General features: G+C 53.6%; 16 protein-coding genes. 10 read left to right on the top strand and 6 right to left on the bottom strand.

What is annotated here, in order from left to right; all coding sequences use genetic code 11:
* The coding region (locus VGJ94_06490; GenBank protein HEY3276251.1) for a hypothetical protein at nt 1-322 on the bottom strand (322 nt) is incomplete at its 3' end.
* An 83-nt stretch (nt 323-405) separates the two neighbouring features.
* Here VGJ94_06490 and VGJ94_06495 point away from each other — a divergent pair.
* A complete protein-coding gene (locus VGJ94_06495; GenBank protein ID HEY3276252.1) occupies nt 406-1,023 on the top strand; it encodes a thermonuclease family protein in 618 nt (205 codons plus the stop codon).
* Entirely contained in the window at nt 1,020-2,609 is a 1,590-nt protein-coding gene (locus tag VGJ94_06500; GenBank protein HEY3276253.1) for an AAA family ATPase, read from the top strand. The genes VGJ94_06495 and VGJ94_06500 overlap by 4 nt, the downstream gene beginning before the upstream one ends.
* 14 nt (nt 2,610-2,623) lie before the next feature.
* Here VGJ94_06500 and selB read toward each other — a convergent pair whose 3' ends face one another.
* Nucleotides 2,624-4,519 carry a selenocysteine-specific translation elongation factor gene (gene selB, locus VGJ94_06505; protein HEY3276254.1) on the bottom strand — a complete coding sequence of 632 codons (1,896 nt, stop codon included), beginning with the start codon at nt 4,517-4,519 and terminating at the stop codon, nt 2,624-2,626.
* 237 nt (nt 4,520-4,756) lie between these two features.
* Here selB and VGJ94_06510 point away from each other — a divergent pair, with 237 nt between their 5' ends.
* The 8 genes from VGJ94_06510 to VGJ94_06545 are packed head-to-tail and all read left to right on the top strand — an operon-like array spanning nt 4,757 to nt 12,096.
* Nucleotides 4,757-5,887, top strand: coding sequence for an ABC transporter substrate-binding protein (locus VGJ94_06510; GenBank protein ID HEY3276255.1), 1,131 nt, complete (start codon nt 4,757-4,759; stop codon nt 5,885-5,887).
* 36 nt (nt 5,888-5,923) lie between these two features.
* Nucleotides 5,924-6,814 (top strand): branched-chain amino acid ABC transporter permease, encoded by an 891-nt coding sequence (locus VGJ94_06515; GenBank protein HEY3276256.1) that lies wholly within the window; start codon nt 5,924-5,926, stop codon nt 6,812-6,814.
* Nucleotides 6,811-7,761 carry a branched-chain amino acid ABC transporter permease gene (locus tag VGJ94_06520; GenBank protein HEY3276257.1) on the top strand — a complete coding sequence of 317 codons (951 nt, stop codon included), beginning with the start codon at nt 6,811-6,813 and terminating at the stop codon, nt 7,759-7,761. Before VGJ94_06515 ends, VGJ94_06520 begins: the two co-directional genes overlap by 4 nt.
* Nucleotides 7,762-7,786: 25 nt before the next feature.
* A complete protein-coding gene (locus VGJ94_06525; GenBank protein HEY3276258.1) occupies nt 7,787-8,554 on the top strand; it encodes an ABC transporter ATP-binding protein in 768 nt (255 codons plus the stop codon).
* A gap of 49 nt (nt 8,555-8,603) precedes the next feature.
* A complete protein-coding gene (locus VGJ94_06530; protein ID HEY3276259.1) occupies nt 8,604-9,314 on the top strand; it encodes an ABC transporter ATP-binding protein in 711 nt (236 codons plus the stop codon).
* A 1-nt stretch (nt 9,315) separates the two neighbouring features.
* Nucleotides 9,316-10,356, top strand: a complete 1,041-nt coding sequence (locus tag VGJ94_06535) for a histidinol-phosphate transaminase (GenBank protein ID HEY3276260.1) — start codon at nt 9,316-9,318, stop codon at nt 10,354-10,356.
* Nucleotide 10,357: 1 nt separating this feature from the next.
* A complete protein-coding gene (locus tag VGJ94_06540; GenBank protein ID HEY3276261.1) occupies nt 10,358-11,914 on the top strand; it encodes a 5'-nucleotidase C-terminal domain-containing protein in 1,557 nt (518 codons plus the stop codon).
* Entirely contained in the window at nt 11,914-12,096 is a 183-nt protein-coding gene (locus tag VGJ94_06545) for a hypothetical protein (protein ID HEY3276262.1), read from the top strand. The genes VGJ94_06540 and VGJ94_06545 overlap by 1 nt, the downstream gene beginning before the upstream one ends.
* An 88-nt stretch (nt 12,097-12,184) precedes the next feature.
* Here the strand turns inward: VGJ94_06545 and VGJ94_06550 are convergent, their stop codons facing one another.
* The 4 genes from VGJ94_06550 to VGJ94_06565 all read right to left on the bottom strand — a co-directional run bounded on the left by VGJ94_06550 (nt 12,185) and on the right by VGJ94_06565 (nt 14,559).
* Nucleotides 12,185-12,595: a metal ABC transporter permease gene (locus VGJ94_06550; protein HEY3276263.1), complete on the bottom strand. Its 411-nt coding sequence runs from the start codon at nt 12,593-12,595 to the stop codon at nt 12,185-12,187.
* Nucleotides 12,596-12,801: 206 nt separating this feature from the next.
* Nucleotides 12,802-13,218 (bottom strand): hypothetical protein, encoded by a 417-nt coding sequence (locus VGJ94_06555; protein HEY3276264.1) that lies wholly within the window; start codon nt 13,216-13,218, stop codon nt 12,802-12,804.
* Between the two features lie 264 nt (nt 13,219-13,482).
* Entirely contained in the window at nt 13,483-13,632 is a 150-nt protein-coding gene (locus tag VGJ94_06560; protein ID HEY3276265.1) for a hypothetical protein, read from the bottom strand.
* A 99-nt stretch (nt 13,633-13,731) separates the two neighbouring features.
* Nucleotides 13,732-14,559, bottom strand: a complete 828-nt coding sequence (locus VGJ94_06565) for a formate/nitrite transporter family protein (protein HEY3276266.1) — start codon at nt 14,557-14,559, stop codon at nt 13,732-13,734.

Consider the following 14,559-nt stretch of genomic DNA (forward strand, 5'->3'; position numbering starts at 1 on the left):
TTTCACCTAAATAATATCGGGCACTAAGGCCGAAGCCGCCTTCAACGCCGTTTTCAGGCCTGTTTACCACCGAGACGAAAGGCTCGAGGAGGAGGTTCAGCTTATTTACCAGGTGCTTCTCGTACTGATAGGTCAATACCATGAAATCGTAGTAGCCGTTGTCTCCCCGCAAACGGCCCCACTCGCTGTTCTTGTTCAGCGCGCCGAAACCGTATCCCAAAGAGAGACCTTGCTGGTCGGCACCGGCAGGAGAGGCATAACAAAATCCCCCCAAAAGGCAATACAGAAGTATCCACAGCGCGTAGCGTTTTCCCTTTTCCATGGCTTAGACCTTCCTTGTGGCATATGAGTGAGACAATGATAGTTGTTTATCATAAGGCAAAAATATTGTAAAATCTTTTCTTCATGAAGAGACTTATCGCTTTATTTGTCTTCATAGGCATCATAGGCATGGCCGCGGCTTCCTTCGGGAAGGATTTCGTGGTGAGAAAGGTCCTGAGCGGCGACACAGTCCAACTGGAATCGGGAGAGATAGTCCGGTACCTGGGAATAGATGCGCCGGAGCTGTTTCTGAAAGAAGGGGGCAGCGAATTCTTCGCCAAAGAGGCTGCCCGCCATAATAAAAAGCTCGTCCTCCTCAAGAAGGTGAGACTCGAATTCGATTCCGAAAAGAAGGACCACTACGGCAGACTCCTTGCATATGTTTTCGTCAAAAATGTGTTTATCAATGGAGAGTTGGTAAAGGGGGGATATGCGAGGGCGACGGTAAAGCCGCCCAATGTGAAATATAAGGATATGCTCCTCGATTATCAGAAAAAGGCCATGGAAGAGGAGAGGGGGCTCTGGCAGGAAAAGAAGAAGGACACGGAGAAATATTACATCGGAAATAAGAGAAGCTATGTGCTTCACAGGCCGTCGTGTAAGAATGCCCTGAAAATACCCGACAAAAATAAAATAGTCTTTCATAACCGCATGGATGCGATTAAAATAGGCTACGTACCGGACAAATACTGTAAGCCATGATCGAGGAGTATCTCCAATACTGGGGGCTTGACCGCCACCCTTTCCTTCTTGCCCCCGACAGCCGCATGATGTGTGTGACGGGTCAGTACTATGAATGTCTCGAGCGCCTGAAATATGCCATTACGACGGGAAAGGGCGGGGTCCTTCTCGTCTCGGAGGACGCGGGTCTCGGCAAGACGACCCTCCTTCTCAAACTTATCGACGATATGAAAGAGAGATACGGCGATGCCTTCAGATACGCCTACATCGATCATCCCACCCTGAGTGCCGCTCAGATGATCTCCCTTATTACGAGTCAGATATCGGGTATTCCGGCAGGCGAAGACAAGCTCAGAAACCTCGATGTCCTGAAGAGCACGCTGATCGATGCGAAGGAGCAGGGCGGCAAGAGCATTATAATAGTAGATGAGGGGCAGCTTCTCTGTGAGGCCCACGACGTGCTTCAGGAGTTGAGGATACTGATCAACCTCACTCATATGGGCGAATACCTCCATACCTTTATTCTCTCCGGTCAGCGGGCATTATGGCATACTATAAAGTCAATGCCCGAATTCTGGCAGAGACTGCCGGTGCGATATTATTTCGTGCCCCTCAAGCTCGAGGAGACAAAGGAACTGGTAAATTACAGGCTCTACAGGGCAGGGGCTGAAGAAGGACGGGAAGTCTTTCAGGAAGACGCCCTCGAGATCATACATCGCTATGCAAAAGGCTCCCCCCGGACACTGATCGCCCTTGCCGACCTCTCGCTCCTTGTGGGATATACGAATCATGCGGCAAGAATCAGCTTCAAAGAGGTTTCCAAGGCTATTCAGGCAATGTCCGGCCAGGGCGAAAGCCTTCCTTATGTAAGGGAAGAGGGACCCCGGGAAACGGGACCGTCCCTCTCCAGCATCTCGACAATAGAGCGGCCTGTGGACCGCCCTCCCTGGAAACGACCTGAATACTCCGAAGCCATGCTCAAGACCTCACCCCCTATGACGGATAAGTTCAAAAAAGTAGTGCGACCCGGGCCGGCATACCTGATCCTCGCCTTCGTTGCCCTGTTCCTCGCGGGGATGGTAACCTATTTTTACATCTCCGACTCTTTCGCCAGAAAAAGAATTGCCAACCCGGCGCCGGCCGCGAGCCAGACCCCGGAGAAACCCCTTTCCGGTCAAAACCCCGTTTCCCCGACGGTGAACGGGGCAGGACCTGCGCCGGACGCTCCCCAAGTGCTATCTCAGCCCGCTCCGCAAGTCACCGCGCAGCCCGCTCCCCAGATTACATCTCAGCCAGCTTCGCAGATAATTCCGCCAAAACCCCTTCCTCAGGCACCGCAAAAGGAGGCGGCGGAAAAGATTACCCTTTCCCCGGCCGCCGGGAAGAATGCGCTGGTCGTCGCCGAGGCAGGAAACATCAGAAACGCCCCGGATCTCGACGCCCCGAGGATAGGGGTAATTTTCAAGGATGAAACGATCAGGATCTTTGACGAAAAAAAGGACCGGAACGGGGAGAGGTGGTTTATGGTCCACATCTACGGCAAGAAAGAGGGATGGATCTCGGAGAGGGTGGTGGAGGTACGGGAAGGGCTAAGTCCGGAACAATAGGGTGTCCTGAGCGGCTATTTCCGAAGGACCCGCTTGTCTCCGACCCTTATGGTCAATTTTATCTCGTCGAGATATTCGAGGATGGGGATCATATATTTTCTCGACAAGTCGAACATGCCTTTGAAATCGGCAGGAGCCATCTCCTTTTGCGCCACCAGATGTCCGGTCACCCGCTCCTTTAAAGAATCGATGACTTTCCCATGAAAATAAATATCACCTTTGGTCTTGACGACCTTTTTCTCGAATACGAGCCTCTCCAGGACATCCCTGAGGTTCTTTTCCGCGATCTTCGTCTCCGCTGAAAGGTCCTTTATCCCGGGAGGGGTGAGGCCGTAGCTCTCGAGCTTCCTGAGTACCTCGTCTCCGAGCCCTTCTGCCCCGCCTTGTGTGCCGGCACTTCTCCCCTGCTCCCTCACCTTGTCCTTATCCGTTTCCACCTTGGCTTCGGAGATGGTCTCGTCCAGGACTAACTGAAATATCTGGGGCTCGACTTTAGGCAGGCGGGACCGTAACTCTTCCTTGGAAATCCCCACTTTGAGCGGATTCTTAGCATGAAAATCGTGAAGAATGGCGAGGAGCATCTCCTTGTACTTAATGAGCCACTCCGTGTGGATTATCATTCTGCCTGAAACCCTGACCTTCTTTTGCCCCTCGAGGCGGGAGACGATGCGGTCGGTAAAGGCGGTCTCCTTGCCCAAAAGCACGGAGAGCATATTCCTCGTTGTTCCCCCGTACTCCCCTTTCCGTATGTGGAATTCCGCTTTCCCCATCTCGTCGCTTCCGGACAGGAGCTCGCACATCTCATCGAGACCCGCGGTCTTTCGTTTATGCCGCCGGGGCATGACGTCGATAATCTGGCCCCCTCCGATGGTCTGTATCGCGTAAGGCCCTCTAAGGATATAGCGGTCGCCGGGCAAGGTGACAATGGGATGGGGGAATACGAACTGGGTAAAGGACTCCTCCCCGGGTTCTATCTGATCCGCCTCCAGGAGGATAAGCCGTGCCTCCGTCTGGTTCGTGGCAATGTGGAAACGCAGGGTAGTGTCATTTCGCACGGGTTTCAAAGGGAGCTTCAAGTATGTGAGCGTCGCATCGATTCTATTGGAGAGGATGAGCGTATCGGGTCGTCCGATAATGGTGCCCCTCTCGACCTCCTGCTTCTCGACGCCCTGAAGATTGAGGGCAACGCGCTGGCCTGCCGACGCTTCGGGGGCATCTTCATGGTACGCCTGGATGTTCCTGATCTTGGCGCGCCTACGGAAGGGGTATATCTCGATCTCGTCCCCCACTTTGATTGAGCCGGATATGCAGGTGCCCGTGACAATGGTGCCGAGGCCTCGGATCGTAAAGACCCTGTCCACGGGGAGCCGGAAGATGCCCTCCCTGGACCTTTCTTCAAGCTCCATCGCCATGTCGTGGATCGTATTGCGGAGAAGCTCTATGTTCTCGCCTGTAGTCGCCGAGACCGGTATGATAGGTGCGCCACCCAAAGGACGGCCTTTCAGAAAATCCGCCACGTCCTCCTTTGCCATCTCCACCATCTCTTCATCCACGAGATCGGTTTTGGTAATGGCCACGATGCCCCTTTTCAGACCGAGAAGTTCGCATATATCCACGTGCTCCCGGGTCTGAGGCATGACGCCTTCATCCGCGGCAACCACGAGCAGCGCCATGTCTATCCCCCACGCCCCTGCGACCATATGGCGGACGAACTTTTCATGGCCCGGAACATCGACGATACCGATGGAAAGATCGTCGCCCGATCTATAGTGGGCAAACCCGAGCTCGGTGGTGATGCCCCTTTCCTTCTCTTCCTTCAACCGGTCGCAGTCGATGCCCGTGAGGGCCTTGATAAGGGTTGTCTTGCCGTGATCGATGTGTCCTGCGGTCCCTATGACTATTCTCTTCATGTCGGTATCTTCACTATACATTATTTTTGGCGGCCGTACAATTGTTCCGGCGGATAACGGGAGCGACGCGAATGGGGGCGGAGGCATGGAACCCTCGCCTGAAGGTGAATGGTCCCTCCTGTGAATGGGTCCGAAACGGTGGAGGACACCGACAAAACCGTTGCAATCCTCACCAATACTGTGTTTCTATTTATATACAGGCTTCAAAACCATAAGTGCCGGAGGAGGATTTATACCATGAGAAAGGCTATGATCGGGGCGTGTGTAATACTCGCCTCCTTCCTGTTCATACCATATTCCTTCGCGAAGGAAACCGTAAAAATAGGCGTCGTAACCCCCCTCACGGGGGACGTGAAGACCTACGGTGAATCGACAAAAAATGCTTTTTTGATCGCCGTGGAGGAGTATTCGAAGAAAGGAAAATATACCATAGTGCCGGTCATCGCGGATGACAGGAACGATCCGACCGAGGGGACGAATGCGACCCTTAAGCTGATTACCCAGGATAAGGTGGTGGCGTTAGTAGGGCCCCTCACGTCCAAGGTAGCCATTCCTATGAGCGAGATCGCCCAGAAGAACAAGGTTCCCATGATCACCGGCACGGCGACGAACCCCAAGGTGACGGTGAGCGACGGAAAGCGGAAATCCTATGTCTTCAGGACCTGCTATACGGACCCCTTTCAAGGCTCGACTGCGGCAAATTTTGCGCTCAAAGAGTTGAAGGTGAAGACCGCCGCGGTGCTCTATGATGTGAGCAACGATTACTCCAAGGGCCTGGCCGACGTCTTTAAGACCACCTTTACTAAAGGGGGCGGCGCCATTACGGCATATGAATCGTACCAGAAGGACGATGTCGATTTTTCCGCCCTGATCACGAAGTTGGCCATGAAGAAGCCGGAGGTGGTCTACCTGCCCGATTACTATAATAAGGTCGGCCTCATCTCGAAGCAGATAAGGGAAAAAGGCGTGAAGGCGACACTCCTCGGAGGTGACGGCTGGGACTCTCCCGACCTTGCGAAGATAGCGGGCTCCGCCATCGTGGGCGGCTACTTCACGAACCACTACTCTCCTGACAGGAAAGACTCCGTGACCCAGGCGTTCATCAAAAAGTACAAGGAGAAGCACGGCATAGTGCCCGACGCGCTGGGATCGCTTGCATATGACGCCACCATGATCCTCTTCAAGACCCTCGACAGCGCTAAATCGCCCACTTCCGAGGAGATCGTGAAAGGCCTTGGAACTATAAAGAACTTCAAAGGGGTGACGGGAAACATCAGCTTCGACAAAAACGGAGACTCGGTCAAATCGGTGGTCATTCTGAAAATGGAAAAAGATAAAGTGCGGTACGTCACGACCATAGAGCCTTAATATGCCGAGCGATGGCAGACGCTCCGGGTGTGATATATGGAAGTCCTAGGCTATATATGCGACCAGTGCATTAACGGTCTTCAGCTCGGCGCCGTCTATGCCCTCATTGCGCTCGGCTATACCATGGTCTACGGGGTGCTCCGGCTCATCAACTTCGCCCACGGCGATATCTTCATGCTGGGCGCCTTCATCGCCTATTATTTTATCGCAAAATTGAGCATTCCCATCTATTTCGTCTTTGTCATCACCATGGTCCTTACAGGCTGCGCCGGCTTCATCATCGAGAAGGTGGCCTATAAGCCGCTCCGGAAGGCGCCGAGAATCTCGCTCCTCATCACCGCGGTGGGTGTCTCCCTTTTTCTCGAATATTTCCTGAGCCTGAAAGCCATCTTCACTCCCGATTACATCGGGTTTCCCCGGCCCTTTGAAGTGACTGCCTATGACCTGGGGCTATTCTCCATCACCAACGTGCAGCTTCTCATCTTCGCGGTCACGGGCGCGGCGCTGACCGGCGTCTATTATCTGGTCTACCGGACGAAACAGGGGAAAGCGATGAGGGCGGTCTCGTACGACGAAGAGGTGGCTTCCCTCATGGGCATAAACATCGACAGGACCATTTCCTTCACTTTCGTGGTGGGCGCGTCCCTTGCGGGCGTGGGGGGTATCCTCTACGGCATTGCCTATCCCCAGATAAACGTATTCATGGGGGTCATGCCGGGGATCAAATCTTTTATCGCCGCGGTGTTGGGCGGTATAGGGATCATTCACGGCGCGGTTCTCGGGGGCTTTATTATCGGTCTCTCCGAGGTCTTCGTTTCGGCCTTTCTCTCCTCCACCTTCAGGGACGGCGTAATCTTCATCATTCTCTTCGTGGTCCTCCTTCTGAAGCCGAGCGGCATCTTCGGGAAAAGGATCGAGAAAGTATGAATTTTTTCAAAGAATCGAGAAAGTTCCTTTTTCTTTCCCTCCTCATCTATGTGGTCCTCAAGAGCGTCTTTTCCCTGGGCATCGTCTCTCAATATATCGAGCAGATTACCCTCTATGCCTTCATCGTTATCCTCGCGTCCCTGGGGCTCAATGTGATCTACGGGTATACGGGACAATTCTCCCTGGGCCACGCGGCGTTCTACGGTCTCGGCGCCTATGTGTCCGCCTATCTGACGCGGGTCTTCGGTATCGAAGGGGTGCTCGGCTTTCTGCCTGCCATAGTAGTGAGCGGAGTGGTTACGGGGGCGGTTGGCTACGTGATAGGCATTCCCGTTCTCAAGCTGCGAGATGATTTTCTTGCAATCGCCACCCTCGGGCTGGGAACCCTCTTTAAGGTGATCCTCGATAACTCGGATAAAATCACCGATATATTGGGCGGCTCACGGGGGTTCGTCGGTATCCCGCGGATCACCAATCTCGAGCTCACCCTCTCCGTAATGGTCTTTCTCATTCTTGTCACGCGAAATATCATATTTTCGAGATACGGTCTCTTCTGGCGCTGCATCAAGAACGACGAGCTCGCCGCCGTTTCGATCGGGATCGACACGGCAAGGATGAAGCTCATGGCCTTCTCATTCGGCTGTGCGCTGGCCGGGGTTGCGGGTGCGCTCTATGCTCATCTCTACACTTTCCTCCATCCTTCCAATTTCGACATCCTGAAATCGATCGACTTCCTTATCATTGTCATCATAGGCGGGATGGGGAGCATCACGGGCACTATCTACGCCGGGCTCATATGGGTGGGCGTTATCGAGGGCTTGAGGATACTCCTGCCCACGGATATGCTCGATTTAAGGTGGGTCCTGATCCCCCTGTTCCTCATCATCCTGATGATGTGGAGGCCCTACGGCCTCATTACCAAAACCTCGAGATGGGGCAGGTCATGACGTTCGGAGGCGGGTTTTGGACGATATGATCGCCCTCGAAGTAAAGGACCTGAGGAAGAGCTTCGGCGGCGTCCAGGCCGTGGATTCCATCTCCTTTAAGGTCAATGAGGGCGAGACGCTCAGCATCATAGGACCGAACGGGGCGGGGAAAACGACCGTATTCAACCTGATTACGGGATTTTATCGGCCCGATTCAGGGTCGGTAAGGTTTTTCGGCAAAGAAATCACTGTCATGGCGCCCTACAAGCTTCCCCATATCGGTATCGGAAGAACTTTTCAGAATATGAGGCTTTTCGGCGATCTCACCGTCTTCGAAAACCTCCTGGCAGCCCTTCTGAGGAGGAAAGGCTATTCCATCTGGTCCACTATCTTCAGGACCGACGGCTATTTCCACGCAGAGGCACACGCCGAGGCCAGGGCGAGAGAGCTGATCGAGTTCTTTCAGCTCTCGGGGAAAGAAGATTATCCCGCAAAAAGCCTCCCTTATGGAGAGCAAAGAAGGTTGGAGTTGGCCAGGGCCCTTTCGACCGATCCTAAGCTCCTGCTTATAGACGAGCCCGGTGCGGGCATGAACCCCAGGGAGATCATGGATCTCGTGGACACCTTAAGGGTGGTGAAAGAGCGATTCCGGCTTACCCTGCTTATCATAGAGCACCAGATGGGACTCGTCATGAGACTGTCGGACCGGGTGATGGTGATGGATTTCGGAGAAAAGATCATGGAGGGCCTGCCCGAAGAGGTGAAGAAAGATAAGAAAGTAATCGAGGCATACCTGGGGGATGAATTCGCATGACCCCGCCGCACACTCTCTTCGATCTATTTCCAAAGGAAGGGGTAGTCTCATGCTGATGGAGGTCAGAAACCTTTCGGTCAATTACGGGGCTATAGGCGCCCTTCACGACCTCTCCCTCCACGTGAGACCTGGAGAGATCGTCTCGGTCATAGGGGCCAACGGCGCGGGTAAGTCCACACTCCTCAAGACGGTCACCGGCCTTATAAAACCTGTGTCGGGATATATAGAATGGGAAAAAAAAGCGATCCAGGGCATGAGGCCCGACAGGATAGTGAGGCTGGGCATCACCATGGTCCCCGAAGGACGGCGGGTCTTTCCCGATCTTTCGGTGAAGGAGAACTTGGAGCTCGGGGGGTACGTCCTCAAATCTTCGGAGCTGAAGAAGGAGCTTTTCGACCTCGTCCTCTCTACATTTCCCCGCCTCAAAGAGCGGATCAAGCAGCAGGCCGGAACTCTGTCCGGCGGAGAGCAGCAGATGCTGGCCATGGGCAGGGCCCTCATGGGAAACCCGCGGCTTCTTCTCCTCGATGAGCCATCCATGGGTCTTTCGCCCATCATCACCAGGGAGATATTCTCTCTCATTCGTCTCATAAACTCTGAAAAGGGCATCTCGATTATTCTCGTGGAGCAGAACGCCCATATGGCCCTGGAGCACTCCCAGCGGACTTATGTACTGGAGAATGGGAGACTGGCCATGGAAGGTCTTTCCCGCGACGTGAAAACCGACAGATCTGTTATCGAAGCCTATTTGGGAGTATGAGATGAACCTTTATGATTTTGCCGAGAAAGGAAAATGGTCTTTGGACCGGATCCACGATTTTGCCACCGGCGTCAACCCTTTGGGTCCGTCCCACAAGGCGGCCCGGGCCGTAAGGAAAGAGGCGGGCCGGCTCGAGTTCTTTCCGGACGAGAAGGCGCGGTACCTGAAAAGATACCTCTGCAGGATCGAAGGACTGGAGGAAGACCGGATTCTCTTCGGCGCCGGCTCGACCCATCTTCTCGGCCTGCTCATGGACAAGGTGAAGCCGGAGGTCGTGGGTCTTCTCTCCCCTTGCTCCCAAAGGGTTCACGAGATTCTGGCTCCGCATTCGGCCGGAATAGAATTGATCCCCACGGAGGGAGACGGCAAGTTCAGCATACCCGTCAAAAGGCTTTGCGACCGGATGAAAGAAGTTGACATGCTCATCCTGGGAAACCCCCACCATATGACGGGTACGGCCATTTCCGGAGAGGATCTTTCCACCCTTATCTCGGAAGCCGCGGCTGCCGGCACTATCCTCGTTATCGACGAAGCCTTCAGAGACTATACCACTGTTGTTTCACCCGTCAGAGAGGTGGCGGAATCCGCGTCCGCCGTGATCCTGAGGACCTTTTCTCTTTATCACGGGTTTGCGGCGCTTCGACTCGGTTACATGATCGGCCCTTCCGGGCTGATAAGGAAAATAGAGCCCGCACGGCCTTCGGCCCAGATAAGCTCTCTGGCGCTCCGTGCTGCGCAGGCGTCTCTCAGAGACCGGGAGCACAGGGAGAGGACATTCAAATTCGTGGCGGAAGAGAAGGCGTATTTCAGTCGAAAGCTGTCGACCGTCCCGGGCGTGGATATGATCGACACGCCGTGCAATTTCGTCCTCCTCCGGATGAAGGGCGAATGGGAAGCTCTAGGCCGGGAGCTTCTCGCGAAGGGTATTATGATAGAAGGATTTCAAAGTGAAAACGACGATTTATATGTGCGGCTGCCGGTAGGAAGACATAAATCGAATGCCTATTTCATGCGTTCATTACGCAAAATTTTGGGGGGTTAACATGCACAAGCTACTGAGGGCTTTCGTATTATTTCTGGGATGGGCAATGCTTTTCATTCCGTCCCTCTCCCACGCCGACGCCTTCAGCGATATGAAGCAGATAAGGATCCTCTACATGAATGATTTTCATGGCTTTGCGCAGGAGCATAAGGCCATGGGGTCCGATGAAGAGGTGGGCGGCATCGCCTATCTCGCGGCACGGGCGGAGACGCTGCGGAAGGAAAAGCCCGCCCTTCTCGTTGCCGCGGGCGATATGATCCAGGGGAACAACTGGGCCAACCTTTTTCAGGGGCAATCAGTCATAAAGGTGATGAACGAGATGCGGTTCGACGCCATGGTGGTGGGAAACCACGAATTCGATTACGGCCAGGCAATCTTAAGGGAGAGGATCGGAGAGGCCAAATTTCCGGTTCTGGGCGCGAATGTAGAGGGTATCAAGGAGCTGAAGCCTTATGTAATAAAGACGATCAACGACGTCACCGTGGCGATTATCGGCGTGGTGACGGAAGATACGCCCTTCACCACCCATCCGAGAAACGTGGCGGGCCTGAAGTTTCTATCTCCCGAGACGGTCGTGGAACGATACGTGAGAGAGCTCAGGAACAAGGTGGAGATCATTGTAGTCCTCTCCCACATCGGCATCAATATGGACTTCAGCCTCGCCGAGAAGGTCAAAGGCATCGATGTGATAGTGGGCGGCCATACCCACACGAAGCTCGATTCATATTTACCGGTAGGGAAAACGATTATAGTCCAGGCCTGGGAGCATGGCCGTGTCCTCGGGGTCCTCGACCTTACGGTGAGAAGGGGGGAGGTCGTGTATGCCCAGAGCCGTTTGGAAGAGATAAAGCCGGCGAAGATGAAGAAAAATACCCTGGTGGCCGCTACGGTGAACAAATATGCCGGAGAGATCAGTGCGGCAATGAAAGCAGCCGTCGGAGAGGCGGGGGTCGATCTTGACGGAACAGGCGTGCGGCAGAAAGAGACCAATCTGGGCGATATGGTGGCAGACATTATAAGGGAAAAGGCAGGCTCCGACGCGGCGATCATCAATGGAGGAGGCATAAGGACGAGCATTCCAAGGGGGAGGGTCTCCATGGGAGACGTCTATGGCGTCCTGCCCTTCGATAATTACATAGTAGCCTTTAAGCTCACGGGAAATCAGGTCCGCGAGGCGCTGGAGCATGGGGTATCGGGGGTGGAAAACGGGGAAGGCGCGTTTCCCCAGGTCTCCGGCCTGAGCTTCACCTATTCGAAGACTGCGCCGAAAGGGTCGAGAATAAAAGAGGTCCTGATAAATGGGGCACCACTCGAGGCAACTAAAATATATACGGTGGCCACGAATGATTTTCTCGCAGCCGGCGGAGACGGATATAAAAGTTTCGGCGAGGCGGTAAAGTCGTCCGGAGATTATGCGGTAATGGGCGGTGCGATGAAGGGTGAGAACCTCATCTACAGCGATTCGGGCAGATGGATAAGGGATGTGGTGATCGATTACGTGCGCGCGAAAAAGACGGTCAACCCCCAGGTAGAGGGGAGGATAAAGGAGCTGCCCTGATGACGGTCACGGTCAACAATGTGGAGGTTCACCTCCCGACGGGAATGACCGTGCGACACGCCCTGATTGGCGCGAATTTCCTGGAAGAGGTCGAAAAAGGCAAAAAAGTTTATGATCAGTGGGGGAATGAAGTAGGTCTGGCAGGGGCACTGTGGGACGGAATGGTGCTGGAAGTAAGATAAATATAAAGGTGGTTAGAGATCTAACATGGCCACGGGGCATCATTATGCTTCAGGTAGTTCCGCTGCCGGCTGGCCTTGGGGCCGATCATTAAACCGAGCATAATATCCCAAAAAACCACATTTTTTCAAAGAGTGATCGCGAGCTCCCGATCGAAAAGACGAGAAGCAGCTCCTTATGGAACATTGCCAGGCCCGCAAGGAAGAGCGCAAGCACTGCCGCCGTCAAGAGGAGATCGAAATTGGAAATCGTGATGATCTCTCCCTTCATGAGGCTAAGCCAGCCGATCTCTCCGTAAGGGGTCTTTGACAGGATCAGAATGCTCAACGCTGCCGCCACAACATATGCAGTGCCGAGCCGTCCTTCGGGTTGTCCCCGTCCGCGACCTTCCAAAAATGCCAATACCAGGACTGCGCCGAGAAAAAACACCATCGATCCGGCAAAGGCGAGGGCGTGTCCACTGTGTGACTCGTGCCCGGTCGCGTGAAATCCAAGCCACAAAGGGAGCGAAAGAGCGACGGCGACGCCTGTCGAGGAAATTTGTGGCAGCGCTACTCCAGCCGGGAGGCTGAATCAATACCGAACTTTGGCAGCGGCCATATCCTTACAAGTTGCCGCCCGCCATAAAATTCAGATCACCCGCGCCGGTCGAATAACCGCGGAATCATACCGGCCATGCAGGGAGCCCCTGATGCCCGAACTTTGTTTCAGCGATTCGCAAACCAGACTGAATAATCATCCAGAAGGGTGTAATTCTTTGATGCTTCATCTACTGCCTTCAGCGACGCCAGCTCGAGGATGAAACGGTGGTTGTCATTTACCCGCTTTACTTTTACCAGGATTCCTGTGATTTCGTCGATCAGTTCTTCGAAACGCTTCAGCTCGTAAATATCGGTACAGGAAGCTTGCTCCTTTTTCAGGACTTCATGACCGGGGGTATTATCAATGCCGCTCATGTTTTTTTCCTCCCATGAAGGGCCTTCGACGCCGGTCATTACACATGACGGATCGAGTGTTCGGCTTAGATATTGCCGGTACAGTGTCAGTGATTTTAAAGTAACGGCCATATTGTCCGCACCCAGTATTTCTGTGATACGTTGTCCCTGTGTGATAGCTTCGTCCATATCGATCCTTCCTCTAATAATTTTCTTGCCGAATTCAGGGGCCCCTTTGCCTGAATGAATGTACCCCATGTTTCCGCCTGTTATCAATACCTATTCCGGTGGCCCCCGGTGCACCTTGACATTGCCGCCCCCACTCGCGTCAGTCTTGACATCGGCCTTTAGAGCCCTACATTTCATTAGTGTGAAAGACTGAAGAAAAGGGCCAAATGAGGCATGAGATTATATGCTAAATTACTCATCGTAGCAATATTGACGGGGACAGCCTCATGCGTTGTGGGTCCTTACCCCGATGACGGCTATTACCGCTCCAATCGATATTATCATGATGACAGGTACAGGGGCTACCCCGTGGACTATTGGAACGATCGCCCGGATTATTACCGTGATCGGAGAGGGGATCGCCATGATGAACATTAAGAGGCGCATAACGAGAGCAATGCTGACGGGACCCCTACTACCGGTGACGTCCCGTCAGCATTGATTGATTCATTGTTTCGGCGCTACACTCAATAATCAGGTAGGCGAGACGGAAAAGAGCTCCTTCTTGAAAGAATAAAAATAAACCGCCCCGATAAAGATGAATCCACCTACAATGTTGCCTATGGTCACGGGTATCAGGTTCCATTGGATGAATTGTGCCCATGTGACCTTCGCGCCCAGCATGATCCCGGTGGGGATGAAATACATGTTGGCGACGCTATGCTCGAATCCCGATGAAACGAATGCCATAATGGGAAACCAGATGCCGAAAAATTTTCCTACCATGTTCTTGGAGGATATGGCGAGAAGAATGGCTACATTCACGAGCAGGTTGCAGGCTATGCCCTTCATGAACGCGGACCATATGCCCATCGATCCTGCCGCAATATAAGGAAGTGTCTTTGCCTCCGCGATACCTATCGCATTCTGTCCGAATACCGTCAACTCAGGACCTCCTCCTTTGCTGAAGGGACCCACGGCCATGAGGTATGCCCAGAAGAGAGCGCCGATAAAATTTCCGATGTATACCCAGAACCAGGCATTCGCCACCTTGCCCCACGTACTCTTCCCCTGAAAGACCGCCATGGGGATAAGCATCGTATCTCCCGTAAAGAGAGACATGCCGGTAAGCACGATAGCGATGAGGCCTACCGGGAAGACGGCGCCCGCGATAAGGGACTTAAAGCCGGGTCCCATGGTTTTTTCGAGCCCCGTGCCGCACACGGTGCAGAGGGCGGCGCCCACTGCAATAAAAAGACCTGCCATAAAGGCCCTTACGAGCCAGTTGGGGATTCCGAGGTTCCCCTTATATTTGCCTGCATCTCCTGCCAGTTGTATAATTTCTACCGGTTTATGCGACAT

It is taken from the genome of Syntrophorhabdaceae bacterium, from assembly GCA_036504895.1.
Taxonomy (GTDB): Bacteria; Desulfobacterota; Syntrophorhabdia; order Syntrophorhabdales; family Syntrophorhabdaceae; genus PNOM01.